Consider the following 22,849-nt stretch of genomic DNA (forward strand, 5'->3'; position numbering starts at 1 on the left):
GTTTGGCTTAGCCTTTTAGAAAACAACAAAAAAAGCAGTAGGAATCACCCCACTGCTTATTTTGTCTCACGATGTGTAGTAGAACGCTTTTCTCTTGGGCAGTATTTTTTAAGCTCAAGACGATCTGGATTGTTTCGTTTATTTTTTTTAGAAATATAGTTACGATCTCCACATTCTGTGCAAGCTAACGTAATATTCACACGCATGTAATTTCCCTCCAAACTATTGAAAGACTAGTTCGTTCATACGACCTTTTTATAATATCACTTTTCAATTGTAAATGCTAGTATGTTTTTAAAAGTGACTCGTTTAATTTTATAAGTTCTGCCTCATTACTTCCACTAATTACCCATGATTTCCCTTCTAAAGTGCCTTTTTCCTTAAAATTGTAATCATAAAGGAATAAGCTAACTGAATGCCCATTTGCCATCGGATTATATTTAAGTTTTCCTGTTTTCGGGCAAGACCAAATATTATCAGCAGAGACATTTTTTAATGGCTGTATCGTACTTGCACCGTCTATTCTTTCGTGATTATAGCCATTTGCTAAATACACATTCTGATGATCAAAATGAAAGGCAACCTTTTCAGAAGGGGAAATAAATGAAAAATGATCGTATTCTTTAAACAATCGATGCTGTCTTTTTCTACTTTGATAATGCCTATTTTGAATTAGCAGTTTCACATGAAGCGGACGTTCCTGATGGTTCGTAATGCTGACATTATATAATTGAACAGATGTTGGCCCTTGTTCTTGTTTCAATTGGACAGATATTCCTTCATTAGCTATAAAAGACTCCAATCCATTTGTTAGCCAATACGTACTTCCGTTTATCCAAACCCCCGGAATTACCTCAATTCCTTCTTTAATTACGTTCGTTACTTCATCCGTTTCCCCTGACTGAAACCAAGTATTTGCCGTCATAATAAAGCTCACCTCCGTAATATTTTTCACCATTTTTTGCAATACAGACTATTCACCTATATAGTTTCTTCATAGATTTTTTTCGTTTCTTCTGCAATTCGATCCCAGCCGAACAAGCTTTCGACACGCTCTTTCCCCGCTCTTCCCATTTGCTCAGAAGCATATTTATTCTTCAGCAGAAATGATGCCTGTTCAATAAAGCTTTCTGAACTTCCAGCTGACATGAACATTCCTGACTGCATATGCTGGACAATTCCCTTTAATCCGCCGGTATTGGCGACAATTGTTGGTTTACCCGCTTGCATAGCTTCTAGTGCAACGATTCCGAAAGGTTCATAGCGACTCGGAAAGACTGCGAGCTCACATTTGCTTAATAGGGCCATCCTCTGCTCGTCATTGACAAAGCCAATGAAAAAAACACGGTCTTGTAAAGCTAGTTCCTTTACCATTCTTTTATAATCGGTTAGCAATGGTCCATTTCCAGCAATGATAAAATAAATATCTGGAAATTGACTGCGCATTTTATGTGCTGCATGGATTAAAATATCAAAACCCTTTTCCTTGACGATACGGCCAATAGAAAAGATGAAGCGCTTTTTCACTTGAAGCGGCATTCCCGATAATAGGTTGTTATAAGAGTTTGCAGGTTTTAGTTTATGAACCCCATTAGGAATAATCGCTATTTTCTTTCCATTTTGAATAACGAAAGCTTGGTAAAGTTCATTTTTCATATATTCACTGCAAACGATTACAGTTTCTGCAAAATGAATTAATTGCTGCTCTTTTAAATGAATAAACTTTTGTAATTCCGTATGAATCCCATTACTTCTTCCATATTCTGTAGCATGTATCGTTGCGATAAGCGGAACTTGTAAGACGTCCTGTAAGACAATTCCGCATGCACCTACGAGCCAATCATGGGCGTGGATTAAACAAAAACTGCTGATGGTATTAAGCTCTAGAGCCTTATGAATCATAGCAATATTTAATCCGCCTATCCAGCTTATGAAATGATGGTCATGTTCATTAAGGGGCGTAACACGGTGAATATAAAGACCTTGAATAGATTCATCATGTAAATGCTGATCCGTTTCAGCCGTAATGACATGGACTTCATAACCGAAAAATGTGAGACTTTCAGCGAGGCCATGCACATGCCTTGATAAACCCCCGACTATATGAGGCGGGTATTCCCATGACAACAAAAGGATTTTACGTTTTTCACCATTTGGAAGACATCCATTTCGATACTTTTTATGAAGATTTCTCCCGTTAATTTGGCCAAAAATACTTTCTGAATGTTTATATGCAAATATAAAAGATTCTCCCCTCCCGCCTGACCCGTAAAATGTATAAGTACTGACTTGATTCGACCAATCTAGTTGAGCCTGTTCATTCAATGTTTCATAGGCATCTTGATCAACAAATGGAACAACATTAGAACGAAGCAGTGGAAAAAAGTAATTTTCCGAAAACTTAATACCTACCTCTGCGCAATAGCTTCGATTTTTCTTAAGGCCTTTGAATACCCAATGGGACTGGTTGTCTCGCACTATAATCTCTTGATAATAATGGGCATTTCCTCCGTTAAATTGCCTTCCTGTTATATCGTAAAAACGTAAAGAAATACATTGGGAAGGGAAAGGTCTACTGAAATAGCATTCAATAAATTTTCTGATGCTAGATGGGATCGCCCATGAAGCTGAACAGCTGCTGCCGGAAAGCATTTTTAACTGAATAAAATTTTCTAACATGTGTACCTCTTTATGAAATGTAATTGCCAAATGACTTTCATCAATAGAACTACAAAATATTCGCTATATGCTGAAAAAAATAAATAATTCCTTGTTTCTATTATGTTATCACTGAAAACATTCTCCTACAATGAACGGAAATTGTCGTTTATTGCGAATCCTTTCTATTTATATAACTCTAACAGTGAGAAAAATTTTTAATGACGAAATTTAATATGTCAATGCACCTTTTTCGACAAGAGCCTTTTCTAGACATCGACAAAAACAACTGCTTTATTGAAGTTCAAATCGAAATTTGTCAGTAATAATGGTAAAATATCTTTTGTATTGATAAAGATAGAGGTGACTAAATTGGAATACATAATGATAGGCCTGCTAGCCTTTTCGCTGATTCTCCTTATTATTTCGGTGTTTATGAAAGACCCTTATAAAAGCATTCGTGAAGAATTAGACCAGCTCTCCATACAGCATATTCAAGATTTGTATATCGTAAAGAAAAAATTAAAAGTACTTGAAGAAGAGCTGCTTGTAAATGATGCTGATTTTCCTTTTCAGAGCTCCACTCAAACACCTACAGTAAAAAATCAAAAAAAGGAAATTCATGAGATCATAAAGAACCAAGTATGTTCCTTAGTCCAACAAGGATTAACAGTGGAGCAAATTGCGAGGCAATCTTCCTTATCGCCTAGTGAGGTAGAATGGATCATATCTGAAAAGATGGGAAGAAGGTAAAAGTATGAACAGAAGAAATACTCGTGCCTTTGCATTTGGTATCCTTGTTTCTGTAAGTATAATCGGATCATTCTATTTTTCGACGAAAAAAGATTCAGCTGGAGAACTTACGATTGAAAATGCAAAAGCTTTATTAACCGACGGTGAATACATCGTCTTGACGAAAGAACAATATCAGGTAATGGAGAAAGCAGGAATAGAAGCAACTAAGCAAGCTGAACCACCACAGCAAACCCCAGCCGCTCAAAAAACGGATGAAATCATTCCTAGTTTAAAGTTAGAAATTGTCAGTGGGATGGTCTCTCATGACATCGCCGCTTTACTAGAGAGAGAAAAAATCATTGATGATGGAGATCATTTTGAAACATATCTTGAGGAAAATGGCTATAATAAAAGAATTCAGCTTGGAACGTTTGATTTGAAACCTGACATGAGCTACAAACAAATTGCCAAAATCATCACAAAAAGCTAAAGGTGCATGATCTGACCCAATAAAGTTAGACAAAAAGTTTAGGCTGCTTTCAAGATCTGAGTCCGGTATTCAACTGGGCTTAGATCTTTTAATTTTGCCTTCATTCGCTTGTGATTGTAATAATAAATATAATCTTCCAATTCTCGTTCGAAATGTTCCATACTCTCAAATTCTTGTAAATAGAGTAGTTCAGACTTTAATAAGCCAAAGAAATTTTCCATGACTGCGTTGTCTAAACAATTACCCTTACGGGACATACTCTGCCGTATTCCGTGTTCCTTTAATTTATTTTGATATTTCCTCATCTGATAATGCCAGCCTTGATCTGAATGGAGGACGACTTCATCTTCAGGTTGTATTCTTTTCACTGCTTCATCTAGCATATCTCCAACAAGAGAATAAACAGGACGGTCCAAAACTTTATACGCAATTATTTCTCCATTACACAAATCTAAAACAGGCGACAAATAACGTTTTTCCCCAAATAAATGAAACTCTGTAACATCGGTTACCCATTTTTCATTCATGTTGTTTGCACGGAAATTACGATTCAATAAATTAGGTGCCATTTTGCCTACTGTTCCGCAATACGAACGGTATTTTTTTATACGTACTTCGCATTTTAAGCCCATCACTTTCATTAAACGATTAATTGTCTTTGGATCATGGTGAATATTCATTTTCGCTAATTGTTTGGTGATACGCCGGTAACCATAACGTCCTTTGTGCTCATGATAAATAGCTTCAATCGCTATTTTTACCTTTGCATATTTATCTTCACAACTTAATCGTTTTTCCCAGTAATAATATGTACTACGTGGAATGTCTGCGACTTTAACTAATTCCACTACATCAAATTCATCCTTTAGTTCAAAAATTACTTGCGCTTTAATTTTGTTTGTAATTTTTCCTGTTCTCGAACTAAAGCGTTCAACTTTTTTAAATAGGCATTCTCCATACGTAAGCGCTCATTTTCAGCTCGTAGAGCTTCAATCGACCCTTGAACCGGTGGTTGTTGTTCTTTGTTTAGTTTTGATACTTCTTTCATGGATGGACGCCCCTTTTTCTTTGATTTTAGGGCATCACCCCCCCCCCCCCAGCTTCAAAACCCTTTCTCCAATTTCGGATCATGCCTGGTGAAGAAATATTAAAAATGGCAGCTGTGTTATAAGAAGATGTACCCGTTTCGTTCATATAATTGAGTACATTAAGTTTATACTCCGTAGAATAATTTGTATAGGGCTTAATAAATGCTTCTATACCGTGCTGTTCATAAAGTCTAACCCATCCACTTAATATTGTAGGACTAACTTTTACTTCTCCCGCAATTATTTCAATACTTTCATTTCCTTCTAAATACCTTAATGCAATTTGTATCTTTTCTTCGGTTGTAAATTTGGCCACAAAAACACCCCGTAAATGTTAGTTTCTTGTCTAACATTTACGGGGCAGATCAGCAACCCTTTAGCTTTTTAATTGATCATTAGTTCAAATCATATTGTCGTCCTTTTACAAGGTATAAAATACTTTCTGCAATGTTTGTGATATGGTCTGCCGATCTTTCTAGGTATCTACAAATAAATGATAGCTGTAAAATTTGCGGCAAATATTCTGGCTTTTGCATATTAATTTGCATTAAATCCCTGATTGTCTCTCCATATAAATCATCAACCTTGTCATCCATCTCAGCAAGTTTTTTTGCTTTTACAATGTCTTCATCATTAAAAGACTCTAAAGATAATCTTAACATTTCTAAAGTAATCTTGTGCATTTCTTTAATATGAACAATTGGCTTTACTAACGGCTCCGAGCCAATTCGAATTGTTGATTTCGCAATATTTACTGCGAAATCAGCTATTCTCTCAATATTAGTTGCAATTTTAATCGCTACAATAATCCTGCGGAGATCAATGGCGACTGGCTGCTGTCTCGCAATTAACAGTATCGCAAAATCATTTATTTCTTCATACATCAGATTCGCATTAGCATCATTATCAATGATTTCAAGAGCCAGCTCAAGATCTTGATTTTCTAAAGCGATAATGGATTGGGTCAATGCTTTTTCCGCAAAATTACCAATTTCTAATAATTTTCCTTGTAATTCTTTTAATTCAACATCAAATTTTTCACGAACTGACATGACTTTATATCTCCCTTCCCAATTAGCCGAATCTTCCTGTAATATAGTCCTCTGTTCTTTTATCCGATGGCATGGAGAAAATTTTATCCGTATCGGCATATTCGATTACTTCCCCATTTAGGAAGAAAGCTGTTTTATCAGAAATACGAGCTGCCTGCTGCATATTATGTGTAACGATAATAATGCTGAATTCCTTCTTTAACTCTTGTACAAGTTCCTCAACTTTTAATGTTGAAATCGGATCAAGTGCAGAGGTTGGTTCATCCATTAAAATGACATCTGGCTCAATGGCTAAACAGCGGGCAATACATAGGCGTTGCTGCTGTCCGCCAGAAAGTCCATAGGCGTTTTGATGTAATCTGTCCTTTACCTCATCCCAAATGGCCGCACCTTTTAAGCTTTCCTCGACAATTTGATCGAGGATCTTTTTGTCACGAATACCATGAATCTTTGGTCCATAGGCTACATTCTCATAGATGGATTTAGGAAATGGGTTCGGTTTTTGAAATACCATTCCCACCTTTGTGCGTAATTCTTCTACCCCATAAGATTTATCAAAAATATTTCTCCCGCGGTATGAAATTTCTCCTGATGTTCTAACGATCGGAACGAGTTCAATCATGCGATTCAATGTTTTAATATACGTGGATTTCCCGCAGCCGGAAGGACCAATAATTGCGGTCACTTCATTCTCATAAATATCTAGATTTATATTTTTCAGTGCGTGGTTTTCTCCATACCATAAATTAAGCTGGTCTGTTTTATAAACGATATTTTTATTTACAGTTTCATTCTGACTGTTCTTACCTTGAACCATACGTACCTTTTGTCTTTCCATTGTTGCTGTCATTTTTTTATTCCCCTTTCATCCAATGAATCCGTTAAACCTAATATCTTTTATGAAACTTATTCCGTATTAATACAGCTATTGAATTCATGATTATCAGCATTAGAAGCAATACGATAATTCCTGCCGCCGCCAATTCTTGGAACGCAGCTTGCGGCCTCCCTGTCCAGTTGTATATTTGCATTGGCAATACTGTAAACATGTCAAAAACTGATTTTGGCAAAAACGCTAGGAATAATGGCAGCCCTAGAACGACTAATGGTGCTGTCTCACCTATAGCCCTTGATAATGCTAGAATACCACCTGTTAATATGCCTGGAATAGCAGCTGGTAAGACTACTCGAACGATTGTCTGCCATTTTGTCGCTCCCATTCCGTAAGAAGCCTCTCTTAATTGCTTTGGAACAGATTTTATTGCTTCCTGTGAAGCAACAATAATGACTGGGAGAACTAGCAAGCTCATCGTTAAACCTGCAGCTAACACACTAGTTCCAAGGGCAAGTGCACGTACGAAAACCGTCAATCCTAAAAGTCCAAATACAATAGAAGGAACACCTGCAAGGTTGGAAATATTAATTTGAATAAAACTTGTAAATCGATTTTTCTTTGCGTATTCCTCTAAATAAATTGCTGTTCCAACGCCTAATAATAAAGTTATAGGCGTTACAACCCCCATAAGCCAAATTGTACCGATTAGGGCTGGTTTAATACCTGCCAATTCAGCTTTACGTGAGGGGAGATTTTGCAAAAATTGCAAATTAAGATGACCAATTCCTTGAGTGAATATCCGATATAGTAAAATCCCTAATACTAACAAGCCGAACATTGTTGCCATCAAAAATAAGGCTTTAAAAAATGTGTTTATTATTAATCTTGGTTTCATTCGTTTAATAACAGTAGTATGATTGATCATTTTCATTTAATATTCCTCCCTGAAACGACGAGAGATGTATTGAGCAAATAGGTTCATTACTAATGTAAACAAGAAAAGTGTAAATCCAACGGCATAAATACTGTAATAGATAGTCGTTTGATAGCCTGCATCACCTTGGCTAATTTGCACGATATAAGCAGTCATTGTTTGGATTGAACTTGTCACATCCCAATTTAAATTTGGCGTCGATCCCCCAGCAACTGCGACAATCATTGTTTCCCCTATAGCCCTTGATACTGCGAGAACAATCGAAGCCATAATGCCAGAAATCGCTGCAGGCAGGACAACTTTTAAGGATACTTCTAGCTTTGTTGAACCTAATGCAAGTGCCCCTTCACGCATGGAATTGGGCACTGAAACAAGTGCGTCTTCAGAAAGTGAGGCAATCATCGGAATAATCATGATTCCAATCACAATACCCGGACTTAAAGCATTAAAAATTTCAAGAGAAGGAATAATTTCTCTTAACATCGGAGTAACAAAGGTCAAAGCAAAGAATCCATATACAATCGTCGGAATTCCAGCTAAAACCTCCAATATCGGTTTAATAAATCTACGTGTTTTATCAGACGCATATTCACTCAAGAAAATGGCAGATGCTAATCCAATCGGCACAGCGACGATTGCAGCAATCAGCGTAACTTTTAACGTACCTGAAACAAGTGGCAATATCCCATACGACCCCTGAGCTTCCGAGAATGGATACCATTTCTGCGAAGTAAGAAACTCAACAATAGATACTCTCCCAAAAAAAGTAAATGTTTCAAATACCAATGTAAGTACAATTCCAAGTGTTGTTAATACGGATACAACAGCAACAAATAACAAAAGATATGGAACAAATTTTTCAATCATTGAGCTTGTGCTTCTCTTTTGTTTTTTTGCTTGTATCATATCCTGTACAGATATCTTTGATGTTGAATCTTGAAAAGCCAAAATGAAAAACCCCTTTCATCCAATAGCAAGATGAGAAGCACACACTGCGCTTCCCATCATTCAGTTTTAAAGCTTATTTAAGACCTTGTAATGTTTCTAAATCCTTTTTATAGTCTTCATCACTTAATTTCACGTATCCAACAGATTCAGAAAGCTCAGCAGCATTTTCTAGCGTATATTTTAGAAATTCATATACTTCTTCTTTCTTCACTGATTCGTCCTTTACATAAGTGAATAATGGGCGTGATAACGGAGAATAGTCTCCACTTTCAATTGATTCGTGTGTTGGTTCCACAGGACCGTTTCCATTATCAATAGGTACAACTTTTAATTTATCTTTGTTTTCTGCGTAGTAAGCAAAACCAAAATAGCCAATTGCATTTTTGTCTCCAGAAATCCCTTGAACAAGAACGTTTGGAGCAGCTGAAAGTGTTGCTTTTTCAACAAGTGGTTGTTTCTCTAGAATGACTTCATCAAAATAGTCGAAAGTACCGTTGTCTGTTGATGGCGAATAAAATTTGATTTCTTCATCTGGCCATCCTGGACGAATATCAGACCATTTTTTTACTGTTCCATCTTCTAACCACATTTTCTGTAATTCATCTACTGTTAAATAGTCAACCCAATCATTATCTTTGTTAACAACAACTGATAGACCGTCACTTGCTAATTTAAACTCAGTAAATTTAATTCCCTTTTCTTCTAATTGAGCTTTCTCTTCATCCTTTACTGGACGGGAAGCATTAGCGAAATCTGTACTACCACCGATAAACGCTTTAAAGCCACCGCCTGTACCAGACGTTCCAACAGCAACCTTCACGCCAGGTTGTGCCATTCCAAACTCTTCAACAACAGCTTCCATAATTGGGTACACTGTAGTAGAACCATCTATATTAATTTCACCTTGAAGTTGCTTATTTTCTTCACCAGCTTGCTCTGTCTTATTCTCGTCTGTTTGAGAGCCATTAGATGTACCATTTCCTGATGCACCACAAGCTGCAGTAAATGCTAGCACTGCCCCAATCATTGTTGATAGCGCTAAGTACTTGAAGCTTTTCATTTCTTTATTCCCCCTAAGAGATTAGTTGTTTTGTCCTACATGTATTAGAATAAGGGATAACTGTAAATATGGTTTTAACGGAATGTAAAGGTTTTGTAAATTGCGGTGAAAGATGTGTAAATTTGTCGAATAAAGAAGAAAATCTAAAATTATAGTACGCCAAACAAAGCATTATTATTCAAATAAAAATAAAACAAGCCTGCCCCTTCAATATAAAGGTGACAGGCTTGTTTCTTAAATTACTTATTGTCCATTTTCTTGGACTGACTCTTCCACACTATTATTTTCGATGTCTTTATTTCCCATTTGCCGCTGTTTCTTTAACTCAAAATAAGTGTCCATGACACGCTGACCAATCGTTAAATTGGCAGAGTGTCCTTTCCCTCCTTGATATGCCCAAGGAACGAGTACGGCCATAGCTATTTCCGGATTTTCTGCTGGTGCATAGCCGACAAGAGTTAAGTTAATAACCTCTGGTGGTTCTTTACCAAATTTCTTACGTTCAGGTCCGTCATAGAATGCTTGAGCAGTTCCAGTCTTACCTGCTGGTTTATATTCTTTAGAGCCGAAATAAGCATATGCTGTACCGCCCGGCTCTTGATAAACTCTTCGGAAACCTTCTTGTACCCGTTTAAACCATTCATCCTCTGCATCCACATGATTCAAAACTTTAGGCTGAATTTCTTGGACAATTGGACCAAACTCGTGATTATCTAATAATGGCTCACGAATTTCTTTAACCATATGGGGCTCCATTCGGTTTCCCCCGTTAGCAATTGTAGAAACATACTGCGCTAATTGCATATTTGAATACGTATCAAACTGGCCGATCGATAAATCTAGTAAAAGTCCAGGGAAGTTTCCATAATTACCTTTATAACCAATTGTCTCATTAGGCAAATCAATCCCCGTACGGACTCCTAATCCAAATTGGGCAAAGGAATCCCTGAAAGTCGTAAATCCTTTATCTAATTTTAATGGAAGGGGTGCATTTGGAATATAAGTTCCTTCCCCAATTCTTATCGCGGTGAGAAACATATAAACGTTGGAAGAATACTTAAGTGCATTAATATCATTAACAGACCCCAGATTTTTCCATGATTTCTTCGGCGGTGTTCTGCTGATTAGGATAGGAGTATCATAAAATGTTGTACCAGGCTTAATAACTCCCGTTTTATATCCTGTAATAATTGTAGCCCCTTTAATAGCAGAACCTACGTTGTAACTCGTTGTAATATTCCCTAATGCATCATCTTGCATCTCGCTCTTGCCAGTCTTTTCATCTTTAACAATTCTCTTCCCAGCCATTGTTAAAATTTCACCCGTATGCGGATCCATCAAAACAACATAAGCCCGATCAAGCAATCCCGTTCCAGCTTTAGCTTTCGCGTCTTTTAATTCTTCTTCAAGTACTTTTTCAACAGCTACTTGCAAATCCATGTCAATGCTCAAAACGAGATCCATTCCTCGTTTTCCCTCTGTTATCGGAATCGTCTCAAGAACATTACCTGATTTGTCAGTTACGTTTTTCACTTTTGCTTTTTGGCCATGCAGCACATCTTCATACTGCATTTCAATATAGCTTTTTCCTACTCGTTCATTGCGGCTATAATCTCTCGCTAAATAATAATCAAGCTGTTCTGCAGGAAGCCCTTCGTCAGAATCGGTCACTTTACCGAGAACTGATCGTAAAGTAGATCCAAATGAATAGGCTCTTTCCCAATCTGTTGTTGTATCCACGCCAGGAAGCAGCTGTAGGTTTTCACTAACGACTGCAAACTCTTCAGGTGTTACATTTTTATTTTTGACGATTTGTGGTGTCAAAGCATACCCGCTTATAAATTCTCTATAGATGGCGATAATTTCTAGATCATCCTTGGTGAGCTCATTTAAGTCTTTCTCCGTTATACCTTCAAGTGTTAATCGATATATTTCTTTATCTAATTCCTTCCCTTCAAATTTCTCCTTTAATTTGTCCTTCTCCTTTTGCGAAACCTTTTCATCGGCTCGTTCTGGATTTAAATAAATCCAATAATCCTTTTTGTCTCTCTCTTGCACTTTACTTGTGTCTTTGTCAATGAGTTTAGCAAGCTTCGCCGCTACTTGAATCATTTCATCTTGCTTTGCTCCACGATTCGTATAGGTAATGGCATTTTGCGGAGTATTATCAACTATTACCTTCCCTGTGCGATCGAACATTTTTCCTCTTGGAACAGGATTATTGACCGTTATATCTTCAGTCCGTTCTATTTCTCGCCGATAATCATCACCATAAACAATTTGGACAACGCCTAATCGAAGAACTAATACCGAAAACAATAAAAACACAATAAAAAATAAAATGTTCAGCCGAAAGGGAACATGTGACTTTTTTTTCTTTTTCTTTTTGTTCAATTTCAATCGACACTTCCTTTGAAACAGAGTTTCTTCATACTTATCTAATTCTATTCTATAAGATATCAGTGAAATATTCTAGGAAGAACCTATTTTAGGATGAAACAATATTTGTCAACAGCTTTTAAAGGTACATTGAAAAAGAGAAAAGCGGAAGCGCCTTGTTCACCCCCGACAAGCACAAGACAAGCCTCACGGAAAGGTGTTATTTACCTTTCTGGGAGGATTGGCTTGTGACCTCGAGGGGGTAGGCGCTGGAGCTAGACAAAAAGAGAAGAGTATTCTCTTCTCTTAAGCGGTGTGAAACTGTATTCGCCGGACAAAAAAATAAATTACAGAATGTCCAGCACCCAGTATAAGCAGGAGGATGGGAATACTTTTTGCCTCATTTAAAAAAGTAACAGCTCCTAAGAAACAAAGAATGGAAATGACCCGTCCCGTATTTAAAAATATTTCCCGGACAACAATATATTCGATTCTCATCTCTGCAGCCTTCCACCCTTTTCCAATCACATCATATGTCATAGAGATATAGGGGACAAGCAGTAGGGGGTATGCAATTGCAATTGTGGCAGCATACATTAACATTTTCGAATATCTAACATCTTTAAAGATAAAAAAAATCGCTGCGTATAAAACGAGCCCGCCGATTAGTATCGCCTTTTTTCGATATTCTTTTTTTAGGAGTCTAGAAACAAAATAGTAAGCGATAAAGGAAACACCTGAGTTAACGAGGCCATATGCGCCTAATGCCAGCTCACTTCCAGTAGAAATAAATACAAAAACAGAAATAACAAATGCAAAGGTCCCTTCACGAAGGCCTTGAAAGAAATGAGCGTTAGTGATTAACTGCCAATTTTTATTATTTTTGCGCTCAGCTAATATCCTTGTAAAGAAATACTTTCCTTTTGCTGGTCGCCTTTTTATAAAAAAGCTTAAAAAAACAGCTAAAGAAAAAAGAGCTAAAGATGTACTAAAAATAATCGTGTAGCCTGTAAATTTTTCAAGCTTTGAAATGATAAATCCTGCAGCGATGGGGCCAATCATCCCACCAACTGAAGAGAGAATCCCTAAAAACCCGTTAAAAAAATCACGATTTTCTGGTTCGGTTATTTCAAACGTTAACACATTAAAAGCAAGCCAATAAAAGCCATAGCCTAAACCAAGCAAAGCGCCAAGAAGAAAGAGAAATTTAGATGCATTTGTTCCGATGACTAGAACGGTAAGATAAAAGGCTGCCAAAAAAATAACACCAATTCTTAGAACAATTACACGATCAACTTTCTTCGCCCATCTGCCGGCTAAAATAAATGTAAGCGGCTGAATAACAGCGACCGTTAAGTTATATAATCCTAAATCTTTAAAATCACCAGTTTGTTTCCAAAGATAAATATTAACAAATGTATTTGATAAAGCGACACTTAAAGAATAGAGGCCGCCAATTACTAATAGCAGCCCTAAATCCTTTGTCAATTCAACATCACCGATCAACTTCTTTACCTTACTCATAAAAAAACTCCCCTTTGTATCTAAGGGTAGTCTCTAACTAAGCAAGGCGTCTTATACTCTTTTCGGGAAAATATAAAAACACGGCAGGGATCTCCTGCCGTGCTGTTTCATTATTTTGCTTCGTTATAACGTTTTGCAACTTCATCCCAGTTTACTACATTCCAGAATGCGCCAATGTAGTCTGGACGACGGTTTTGATAATTTAAGTAGTAAGCATGCTCCCAAACATCTAAACCAAGAATTGGAGTTTTGCCTTCCATTAATGGAGAATCTTGATTTGGAGTGCTTGTTACTTCAAGCTCGCCGTTATTTACTGCAAGCCATGCCCAGCCTGAGCCGAAACGAGTAGTTGCAGCCTTAGCAAATTCTTCTTTAAAGCTTTCGAAGCTACCGAACTTGCTGTTAATTGCATCAGTTAATGAACCTGTTGGTTCGCCACCGCCATTTGGAGAGATTACTTGCCAGAATAAAGTATGGTTTGCATGTCCGCCACCATTGTTGCGTACAGCTGTACGAACAGCTTCTGGAACAGCATCTAAGTTAGAAATAACTTCTTCAACAGATTTAGAAAGAAGCTCTTCATTTCCTTCTAAAGCGTTATTTAAGTTTGTTACATATGTGTTATGGTGCTTCGTGTGGTGAATGTTCATTGTTTCCTTGTCAATATTTGGTTCTAGAGCATCATAAGCATAAGGTAATTGTGGTAATTCGAATGCCATTGTATATTCCTCCTATGTATTCATAAATTTGCCATGGGGGTAACTCTATATTTCTTACAATTCTGAAATTAGAATCATTCTTCATGGCACATTTTAAGATTACCAAAGTTCGGGAAACGTTTCAATTAAAAAGCTTCCCACCAATATACATTTCCCAAAAACAAATAAAATAATCAGTCAAAAAAAGAAGCAAGGGAGATTTTCTCCTTACTTCATGAAATTCATTAACTTTATTCTACTAAAATTGCTTCAGCAATATTTACAGCATGATCACCGATCCGTTCTAAATTACTCACAATATCAATATACACCATACCAGCCTGTGCTGAACAAAGTCCTTCAGTTAACCTTATGATATGCTGTTTGCAGAGCTTCCTCTCCATCTTATCGATTTCTTCTTCTTTTTGTACGACATGATAAGCCGCTTCTTTATCATTATGATCTAATGCCTCGATTGCTTCTGAAACGGTCGAAATCGTTAGCATAAACATATTATGTAAATCTTCCATTGCCGAATTAGAGATCAAAACTTTATTTGCTAATTGATATTCAATCAGTTCAATAATATTTTCATAATGATCACCAACTCGCTCGATATCTCTTACTGCATCCATGAGCATCGAATGTTCTTCCGATTCATGTTTAGTCAAAGATCTTGTTGATAATTCAACTAAATAATCAGTAATTTTCCTATCTAGATTATTAAGGGCTTCCTCAATTTGCATAGCATTATCCGAATGCTTTTGCAGCTTAGTATTGAAATATTCATGAGTTTCTTCCAGGCCACGAATGGCGAAATGACCCATACGCAAAACTTCCTCTTTCACTTGCCCAAGAGCAATGGAAGGTGATTGTTCAATAAATAACGGATCAAGATGCTGTGCCTTGTACCCGATTACTGAATCCTCACCAGGTATTAATTTAGTTACAATGAAAGCAAGAACCCCAATAAACGGCAATTGGATTATCGTATTAGAGGCATTAAATATTCCATGCGCAAAGGCAATCGTCATTTCAGGATTCAGTCCTAAACTAGCCTGTATATTTCCAATTAGTAATGTAAATGGCTTTAATATGACTAAAAAAATGGCCGTTCCAATTATATTAAATAAAACATGCACAGCTGCAGCTCTTTTTGCTGCGATAGATGCCCCAATTGATGCTATAACGGCAGTAATGGTCGTTCCAATATTGTCGCCAAACAGGACCGGCAATGCAGCATCCAAATCAAGAAGATTTTCAGAAAACAAACCTTGCAAAATCCCAATCGTCGCACTTGAACTTTGCACGATTACTGTAAATACAGTTCCAACGATGACGCCTAAAACTGGATTTGTACTTAAACTAATAGTTAATTCCTGAAAGGATTCTAGTGTTCTAAGCGGTTTCATACCTCCGCTCATCAACTCTAACCCATAGAAGAGTGCACCAAATCCAAACACAATCTGACCTAAATTTTGAATCTTTTTATTCTTAAAAAAGAAAAGTAAAATTGCACCAGCAGCAATGATCGGTAAAGAATAAGCTCCAACATTTATGCCAATAATAAAGGCGGTAACCGTTGTTCCAATATTTGCTCCCATAATAACCCCAATTGCTTGACGTAGAGTCATAAAACCAGCGCTAACCAAGCCAACAGTGATTACGGTCGTTGCTGAGCTGCTTTGTATAAGAATGGTAACAAAGATCCCCGCAAAAACACCCATTAAGGGATTAGTTGTATATTTATCTAGTATATCTCTTAACCGATCACCAGCGGATTTTTGCAGCCCATCTCCCATAAATTTAATTCCAATTAAAAATATTCCTAAACCGCCCAAAAATTCAAAAAGTATCTGCTGTATATTCAGTTCCACTTTCCCCATCCTCTATCTTATAATTCGACAAGTTTCATCAAACACATCCAATTATTATAAAATTTTTAATAGGAAGTAAAGAAAACCTCATCCGAATTTACAATACCTTAACAATCATGCGTTATGTTACAACGATGTTACGGTTTTCTGAATATATTAATAGTATTTAAATCTTGTTCTCCTGTTACTATCAAGTTAAAATGATGTGATGAACTTTTTAAGGGTGTGTTACTATGAATATTTTCAAACAATTAGGTAAAAGTCTTTATTCTCCTAAAGACATAGCAACGTTTCGTTTTCAAGGAATTGGAAAAACAATTTTATATGTTTTTTTTCTTACTTTAATATCTCTGCTTCCCTCGTTTTATTATTTAAGTTCTGGTCTAATTAATGGAATAAATGAAGTAAGAGATAGTATTAAAAACGAACTCCCCCCATTTCAGATAGAAAACGGTGAATTACAATCTGAACATGAAGCACCGATCATTCTTAATAAGGGAAAATTTACAATTATTTTTGATTCAACAGGAACATATGACACAGATTTGCTAAAAAACAGCGATAAAACGATTGCCATTCTTAAGCACGATGCTTATTTTATCGCTGGGGGTCAGGTTCAATCATTGCCTTACACTATGTTTAGTACGATCCCTTTAACAAATGAAGATTTACTGGATCTTTTAGCGACTGTCGATTCTTCATTTGCTGTCATTATTCCATTGATGGCAGTTGTTATTTTTATTTTTGCTAGTGGCATGAAGTTTATTGAAGTTTCGATATTAGCTTTGCTTGGTTTGTTTTTGAAAAAAATACTTCATCGCAATTTACATTACCGCCATACTTGGCGTCTTGCTGCTTACAGCGTCACTCTGCCAACGATCTTTTTTACAATTATGGATTGTTTGCAAACAACCGTACCAAACGGAGTCCTTATTAACTGGTTTGTTGCTAATATACTTCTTTTCCTAACGATTAAAGAAATCCCTCAGCCAAAGAAATAGAAAAGCGCAAGCGCCTTGTTCACCCCCGACAAGCACAAGACGAGCCTAACGGAAAGGTGAGCTCTACCTTTCAGGATTGGCTTGTGACCTCGAGGGGGTAGGCGCTGGAGCTAGACAAAAAATAAAAAAACGCGCAGTGCGCGTTTTTTTATTTTTGTTTATTCTAAACTTTGAGAATATCGAAACTCCGAGTTAAGTTTGGCAAGTGATAGCGACAAATCCTGCAGCTTTTCACCAGCTTCATGATTCTTTTGCACTTTAATCATTTGTTTTTCTGAGGCTTCGACAACCTGCTCTGCACTTGCAAAGGTCTCCTGTGAAATAGAGACAAAATATTCAGTAGCAGATTCCATTTTTGGCAGCGTAGTATTTAGCCCAACTAATTCACTTTGTGCTTGTTGAATCATTTCACTAACCGCTGCTATTTCGAGCATTAATAAATCAAAAGATTTTCTGCTAATTGATGCAGTTTCTAGATGTGATTGAAAGTGAATTAACATTTGTGCAAATTCATTTGAGGCCTGTAGTGAGATTAATTCCATTTTTTCAATGGTTTGTTTAATTTCTTCTGTAGCATAAGAAGATTGTTCCGCTAATTTTCTTACCTCATTTGCAACAACAGCAAAACCTTTTCCTGACTCGCCTGCTCTTGCGGCTTCAATGGCAGCATTTAAAGCCAATAGCTTTGTTTGCCCAGCCATTTGTTGTATGAAAGTGACAATTTCTGCGATAGAAGCTGAATGTTCTTTTACTTGCTCAACGGTGGTGGAAATACTTTTAAATTCGTTACTTAAATGTTCAAAGGCTTGAATAAGATTGCCAACACTCATGTCACCATCATGTGCTGATTCATTCATAGAATGTGTTTTGCTTATGATTTCATTCATTTGAACAAAAATATTATTTATTCCCTCCTTCATATTTTGGAACATTTGAATACTTTCATCTGAACTGCTTGCTGTTTGCTTAGCACCTGATTTAACAATCTGTATAGCCTTCATTAATTGTTCGTTTTCTTCCATTACTTGAATAGACATATTTTGAAGCTCTCCACCTGTTTCTGATAAATCCCTAGTAGTAGTAGCCATTTTATATAGTAAAGAACTCATTTGTTTAATCATGGCATCAAAGCTTTTAATAAGAGATGTTATCTCTGGCGTTGTTGTATTTGCATTTACTTGCACATTTAAATTTCCATTTCTTGCTTCTTTCATAACCTCTCTTAGTTTTAACAATGGACTTGTTAGATTTCTTACTAAAAGGATAAGGATTATAGAAGTAATGGAGAGGCTAATTAACACAACAATAAATATGTACTTTGCCATTTCATTAATTTCTTTTAAATATTGACTTTGCGGGATCGCGATTACATAAATTCCTTTTAACTCATGAACAGGTTGAAATGAGATGGTATAAAGCTCCCCGTTTATTTTTTGATGAATAAACCCTTTCTTTTTTTTATTGATTTCATTTATTGTTGATTGCGAGAACTTGATTTTCGTATTTTTACTAACAGGAAAAGGACTTGCACCTTTTTCATTTACTAAGAAAAAATGACCACTTAGACCATCTTGTGCAAGCTCAGAATCCTGTCTTTTAATCACTTGATTCATCTTTGTAAAATATTTGTCTTCATTCCCTACATAAATAAGCATGAGATTTTGTGATAGGTCATAAATAGTTGTTACTTCCTTCATCAATCTTTGCTCAATTAAGCTTTGCACTTTTTCTTTTGTTTTTCCATAGGAGATATAACCTACAGTTGAAACAATAAGTAGAAGCAATGATAATATCAGCACTAATAGTCTAGTTTGCAAAGTAATTTTTGATAATAATTGATGAATCACAACTTTCAGCTTACTCATAAACAACCTCCCCCTTCTAAGGACCTAGTTAATTATGGCAAAATAATATTAAGTTTTCGTAAAGGTATAGTAATATTTTTGTTAGTTTTTTCTACTATTAGTTCTAACTTCCTTGTACAAGCATACATATTGGTAAAAACTACTTATCCTGGAGGATAACCAATATGAAGCGTCTTTCCCTCTTTCTCATATCAATCCTTATTATTTATGTAATCTATTATGATTTAACAAATGGAACGCTTCCAGCAGATAAAGAACCAGCTATTGAAGTAATGACAAAAAGTGAAACTACATTACCTTTTTTTGAAAAAAAAGTATCGTCCGGAGATACAGTTTTATCTATAATAGAGAGAAACATAAAAGGTCCTCTTTCTGTTTCCATTTCCGAGGTTATCATAGACTTTAAAAGCTTAAATGATGGTTTAAAGCCTGAAGAAATAAAATCTGGTATTATTTATAAATTTCCGGATTACAATAGTAATGCTCAAGCTCCTTGATCGAAGAAAAATTTACTTCCTATTAGTGGATAAACCTTCATTCTTGTCAATTTCAATGAACCATTGTTACAATATGAAAGTATGAAGCAAAATAAGAAAGAAAAGAATTGTGATAAAAGGAGCGAATCTCCATTGAGTGAAATTATACATCGTACAAAAACACGCCCTGTTAAGGTTGGTCCTTTAACAATTGGCGGCAGTAATGAACTGTTTATTCAAAGTATGACAACAACAAAGACTCATGATGTTGAAGCGACAGTTGCTGAGATCAAGCGTCTTGAAGAAGCAGGCTGTCAGATCGTGCGCGTTGCCTGTCCAGATGAACGAGCTGCAAATGCGATTGCTGATATTAAAAAGCAAATTAACATTCCACTCGTTGTCGACATTCATTTTGACTATAAACTTGCTCTTAAAGCGATTGAAGGCGGAGCAGATAAAATAAGAATCAATCCTGGTAATATCGGGAGAAGAGAAAAAGTAGAGGCTGTTGTCAAAGCTGCAAAAGAAAAAGGGATTCCTATTCGAATCGGCGTTAATGCCGGCTCATTAGAGAAAAAGATTCTTGAAAAGTATGGATATCCAACTGCAGATGGAATGGTTGAAAGCGCCCTTCACCATATTAAAATCCTTGAAGATTTGGATTTCCACGATATTATCGTGTCGATGAAAGCTTCGGATGTTAATTTAGCGATTGAAGCCTATGAAAAAGCTGCAAAGGCCTTTGATTATCCACTCCATTTAGGAATTACAGAATCTGGTACACTATTTGCCGGTACGGTAAAAAGTGCTGCTGGACTAGGTGTTATTTTAAATAAAGGGATTGGAAATACGCTTCGTATCTCGTTAAGTGCAGATCCAGTTGAAGAAGTAAAAGTTGCTCGTGAGCTGTTAAAAGTATTTGGTCTTTCTTCTAACGCTGCTACATTAATTTCTTGCCCTACATGCGGCAGAATCGAAATTGATTTAATCAGCATTGCGAATGAAGTGGAAGAATATATTCAAAAAATTAAAGCACCAATTAAAGTAGCCGTCCTCGGATGTGCGGTAAATGGTCCAGGGGAAGCACGTGAAGCCGATATTGGAATTGCTGGTGCAAGAGGAGAAGGACTTCTTTTCCGTAAAGGAGAAATCGTGCGAAAAGTTCCTGAAGAAACAATGGTTGAAGAATTAAAAAAGGAAATTGACAAAATTGCTGAAGAATACTTCGAAAAAAAAGAAGCTGAAAAACAGCAACAAGAAACATTGAACTAAATGCATTTTAAAAGAGGGGACATAAATGTCACCCTCTTCTTTATTTATGTTAAAAAAATGGGAGGATAAACATTCCGACAACTATGGAAACGACCCCAATACCAATTGCCCAGCTCCCTAAGCTTAAAGCGCCTCTGCGGCGTGCAATAAATCCAAGGACAATACCTACTGCTCCAAACAGGACTGGAAACACGAACAATGAGATGATGGAAAGGACTAAGCCAGCAATCCCCATCCCCCTGCCTGCTGTTTCGGTTTCTCTATCTACATCATTTACAACATCCCTATCCCTATCAAAAGACATTGGTGCAGCAATTTCAGCAGAGGTTTCTTCATTGTAATCTGCAGCTCTATATTGGTCTTTCTCTCCAATTTCTTGCGGTTCACGAAGATCATATTCCTCGTAATCGCGCTTTTGATCTGCCATACGGATCCCTCGCTTTCAAGTATGCAGGCTGCCACTAGGAAAAAAGTTCAATTAGGTACATAACGCTCTTGTGATTCCCCCAAAAAACTTTTTTCAAAGGAGCATTAATATTGTTAGCGAAAATGCCATTTTTAAAGATGTTAATGTTTTACTGTTTCTGATCTTTTAGGAAAATTCTTTAGTCCTACACTTTGTTCTGCTAAGATAATAATTGAACTTTGTAAAAAGGAGAGTTTGTTCATGAAAAAGCGCTTTGGAATTGATATTGATGGAACGGTCACTTGTCCATCCTCAATGATTCCTTTTTTAAATAAAGCATTTAATCTTAATATTACGCTACAAGATGTCAAACAATACGATTTAAACCATTTAGTTGAAATTACTGAAGAAGAGTTTGCCCAATGGTTTGTGGAAACTGAGCCGGCCATATACGCCGAGTCCCCGCTTGCCGAAGGTGCAAAAGATATTCTAAATCAATGGGAAAAGGAGCATGAATTATTTTTTATTAGCGCCCGCGGGTCACATTTATTAGAGGTAACGAAGGAATGGTTTTTAAAACATGCCTTATCCTTCCATCATATTGACTTAATCGGAACTCATAATAAAATTAAAGCAGCAAAGGAATACGGTGTTGAATTGTTTTTTGAAGACAAGCATGATAATGCGGTAATGATACATGAAGAATGTAAGATTCCAGTCATTTTATTTAATACCCCGTACAATCAAGATCCTATCCCTAGCGGGGTTATCCGCGTAAATAACTGGAATGAAGCGAATCAATGGGTTAATTATTGGTTAAAATAGATAAGCGGAAGCGCCTTCGGAACAATTAAAATCGAATTGTTCCTGCGATGATTATTCCAAGGTGTTTTCCTTGATGTTCACCCCCGACAAGCACAAGACGAGCCTCACGGAAAGGTGAGCTCTACCTTTCTGGGAGGCTTGGCTTGTGACCTCGAGGTCGACAAAAACGCGACATCCGCATCGCTAAGTCGACACTAGTACGTCCTGTACGTCGGGGGTAGACGCTGGAGCTAGACAAAAAATAAAACGGCATTTTGCCGTTTTTTTTTGAAGCCTATCTATATTACACAATCAGGACAGCGTCCATATATTTCAAATTTATGCCCTGATACATCATAGCCTTTTAAATTTTCTTGTAACTCTTTCATTGGACATGTGTCAATTTCTTTCGTTTTTCCGCAATCAAGACAAATAAAATGATGGTGATGATGCTCGTGAGAACAAGTAAAGCGGAAATGCTTCTCTCCTGATAATTCGGTCATTTCAAATATTCCTAGCTCAACAAATAAGGATAGATTGCGATAGATCGTATCGAAGCTTAAGCCTGGATAATCCTCTTTCATCCAATTGAGCACATCTCTTGCCGTTAAATATTTATTGTTTTCTGCAAAAAATTGCAGCATTTCTTCTCTTTTTCCAGTTTGTTTATATCCTTTTTCCTTTAAAAGCTCCAGCGCTTCGTTAACATCCACTTCTTTCACCCCTTTAAAGGAACTCTATGTTCTT

General features: G+C 36.6%; 21 protein-coding genes and 1 pseudogene. 6 read left to right on the forward strand and 16 right to left on the reverse strand.

Features of this window, described 5'->3' with window-relative positions:
* Positions 1–56: 56 nt before the first annotated feature.
* From rpmG to F7731_RS02870, 3 genes are all read right to left on the reverse strand, one after another.
* Positions 57–206 (reverse strand): 50S ribosomal protein L33, encoded by a 150-nt coding sequence (rpmG, locus tag F7731_RS02860; RefSeq protein WP_057771568.1) that lies wholly within the window; start codon positions 204–206, stop codon positions 57–59.
* A gap of 77 nt (positions 207–283) precedes the next feature.
* Positions 284–925, reverse strand: coding sequence for a hypothetical protein (locus tag F7731_RS02865; RefSeq protein WP_151533259.1), 642 nt, complete (start codon positions 923–925; stop codon positions 284–286).
* 56 nt (positions 926–981) lie between these two features.
* Positions 982–2,679: a glycosyltransferase gene (locus F7731_RS02870; protein ID WP_151533260.1), complete on the reverse strand. Its 1,698-nt coding sequence runs from the start codon at positions 2,677–2,679 to the stop codon at positions 982–984.
* Between the two features lie 351 nt (positions 2,680–3,030).
* On the opposite strand from F7731_RS02870, the gene F7731_RS02875 reads away from it, so the two are divergent.
* Positions 3,031–3,411: a helix-turn-helix domain-containing protein gene (locus tag F7731_RS02875; protein WP_151533261.1), complete on the forward strand. Its 381-nt coding sequence runs from the start codon at positions 3,031–3,033 to the stop codon at positions 3,409–3,411.
* 4 nt (positions 3,412–3,415) lie between these two features.
* Positions 3,416–3,883: an endolytic transglycosylase MltG gene (locus F7731_RS02880; protein ID WP_151533262.1), complete on the forward strand. Its 468-nt coding sequence runs from the start codon at positions 3,416–3,418 to the stop codon at positions 3,881–3,883.
* Positions 3,884–3,921: 38 nt separating this feature from the next.
* On the opposite strand, the pseudogene F7731_RS02885 reads toward F7731_RS02880, so the two are convergent.
* From F7731_RS02885 to F7731_RS02930, 10 genes and pseudogenes are all read right to left on the reverse strand, one after another.
* Positions 3,922–5,287 (reverse strand): annotated as a pseudogene (locus tag F7731_RS02885) (IS3 family transposase).
* Positions 5,288–5,366: 79 nt separating this feature from the next.
* Positions 5,367–6,023 (reverse strand): phosphate signaling complex protein PhoU, encoded by a 657-nt coding sequence (phoU, locus tag F7731_RS02890; RefSeq protein ID WP_151533263.1) that lies wholly within the window; start codon positions 6,021–6,023, stop codon positions 5,367–5,369.
* Positions 6,024–6,045: 22 nt separating this feature from the next.
* Entirely contained in the window at positions 6,046–6,840 is a 795-nt protein-coding gene (gene pstB / locus F7731_RS02895) for a phosphate ABC transporter ATP-binding protein PstB (RefSeq protein ID WP_151533714.1), read from the reverse strand.
* A 70-nt stretch (positions 6,841–6,910) separates the two neighbouring features.
* Positions 6,911–7,783 carry a phosphate ABC transporter permease PstA gene (pstA, locus tag F7731_RS02900; RefSeq protein ID WP_425481980.1) on the reverse strand — a complete coding sequence of 291 codons (873 nt, stop codon included), beginning with the start codon at positions 7,781–7,783 and terminating at the stop codon, positions 6,911–6,913.
* Between the two features lie 6 nt (positions 7,784–7,789).
* A complete protein-coding gene (gene pstC / locus F7731_RS02905) occupies positions 7,790–8,740 on the reverse strand; it encodes a phosphate ABC transporter permease subunit PstC (protein WP_425481974.1) in 951 nt (316 codons plus the stop codon).
* Positions 8,741–8,813: 73 nt separating this feature from the next.
* Positions 8,814–9,800 carry a PstS family phosphate ABC transporter substrate-binding protein gene (locus tag F7731_RS02910; RefSeq protein ID WP_151533265.1) on the reverse strand — a complete coding sequence of 329 codons (987 nt, stop codon included), beginning with the start codon at positions 9,798–9,800 and terminating at the stop codon, positions 8,814–8,816.
* Between the two features lie 243 nt (positions 9,801–10,043).
* Complete coding sequence (locus F7731_RS02915) at positions 10,044–12,194, reverse strand: peptidoglycan D,D-transpeptidase FtsI family protein (RefSeq protein ID WP_151533716.1); 2,151 nt, start codon at positions 12,192–12,194, stop codon at positions 10,044–10,046.
* A gap of 291 nt (positions 12,195–12,485) precedes the next feature.
* Positions 12,486–13,703, reverse strand: a complete 1,218-nt coding sequence (locus F7731_RS02920; protein WP_151533266.1) for an MFS transporter — start codon at positions 13,701–13,703, stop codon at positions 12,486–12,488.
* Positions 13,704–13,813: 110 nt separating this feature from the next.
* The gene (gene sodA, locus F7731_RS02925; RefSeq protein WP_151533267.1) at positions 13,814–14,422 is read right to left on the reverse strand and encodes a superoxide dismutase SodA; all 609 of its coding nucleotides are present in this window, start codon (positions 14,420–14,422) and stop codon (positions 13,814–13,816) included.
* Positions 14,423–14,652: 230 nt separating this feature from the next.
* Positions 14,653–16,287, reverse strand: a complete 1,635-nt coding sequence (locus F7731_RS02930) for a Na/Pi cotransporter family protein (protein ID WP_151533268.1) — start codon at positions 16,285–16,287, stop codon at positions 14,653–14,655.
* Between the two features lie 224 nt (positions 16,288–16,511).
* On the opposite strand from F7731_RS02930, the gene F7731_RS02935 reads away from it, so the two are divergent.
* Positions 16,512–17,279 carry a DUF1189 domain-containing protein gene (locus tag F7731_RS02935; protein ID WP_151533269.1) on the forward strand — a complete coding sequence of 256 codons (768 nt, stop codon included), beginning with the start codon at positions 16,512–16,514 and terminating at the stop codon, positions 17,277–17,279.
* A 158-nt stretch (positions 17,280–17,437) separates the two neighbouring features.
* Here the strand turns inward: F7731_RS02935 and F7731_RS02940 are convergent, their stop codons facing one another.
* Positions 17,438–19,144 carry a methyl-accepting chemotaxis protein gene (locus F7731_RS02940; protein ID WP_151533270.1) on the reverse strand — a complete coding sequence of 569 codons (1,707 nt, stop codon included), beginning with the start codon at positions 19,142–19,144 and terminating at the stop codon, positions 17,438–17,440.
* Between the two features lie 164 nt (positions 19,145–19,308).
* Between F7731_RS02940 and F7731_RS02945 the strand changes: the two genes are divergently transcribed.
* Positions 19,309–19,641, forward strand: a complete 333-nt coding sequence (locus tag F7731_RS02945; RefSeq protein WP_151533271.1) for a hypothetical protein — start codon at positions 19,309–19,311, stop codon at positions 19,639–19,641.
* Between the two features lie 141 nt (positions 19,642–19,782).
* Positions 19,783–20,892, forward strand: coding sequence for a flavodoxin-dependent (E)-4-hydroxy-3-methylbut-2-enyl-diphosphate synthase (gene ispG / locus F7731_RS02950; RefSeq protein ID WP_212031149.1), 1,110 nt, complete (start codon positions 19,783–19,785; stop codon positions 20,890–20,892).
* 49 nt (positions 20,893–20,941) lie between these two features.
* On the opposite strand, the gene F7731_RS02955 is transcribed toward ispG, so the two are convergent.
* A complete protein-coding gene (locus tag F7731_RS02955) occupies positions 20,942–21,319 on the reverse strand; it encodes a DUF4190 domain-containing protein (RefSeq protein ID WP_151533273.1) in 378 nt (125 codons plus the stop codon).
* A gap of 240 nt (positions 21,320–21,559) precedes the next feature.
* Between F7731_RS02955 and F7731_RS02960 the strand changes: the two genes are divergently transcribed.
* Positions 21,560–22,123, forward strand: coding sequence for a 5' nucleotidase, NT5C type (locus F7731_RS02960; protein WP_151533274.1), 564 nt, complete (start codon positions 21,560–21,562; stop codon positions 22,121–22,123).
* Positions 22,124–22,401: 278 nt separating this feature from the next.
* Here the strand turns inward: F7731_RS02960 and zur are convergent, their stop codons facing one another.
* Positions 22,402–22,815 (reverse strand): zinc uptake transcriptional repressor Zur, encoded by a 414-nt coding sequence (zur, locus tag F7731_RS02965; RefSeq protein WP_151533275.1) that lies wholly within the window; start codon positions 22,813–22,815, stop codon positions 22,402–22,404.
* Positions 22,816–22,849 lie beyond the last annotated feature (34 nt).

The organism is Cytobacillus depressus (assembly GCF_008923245.1).
GTDB lineage: Bacteria > Bacillota > Bacilli > Bacillales > Cytobacillaceae > Cytobacillus > Cytobacillus depressus.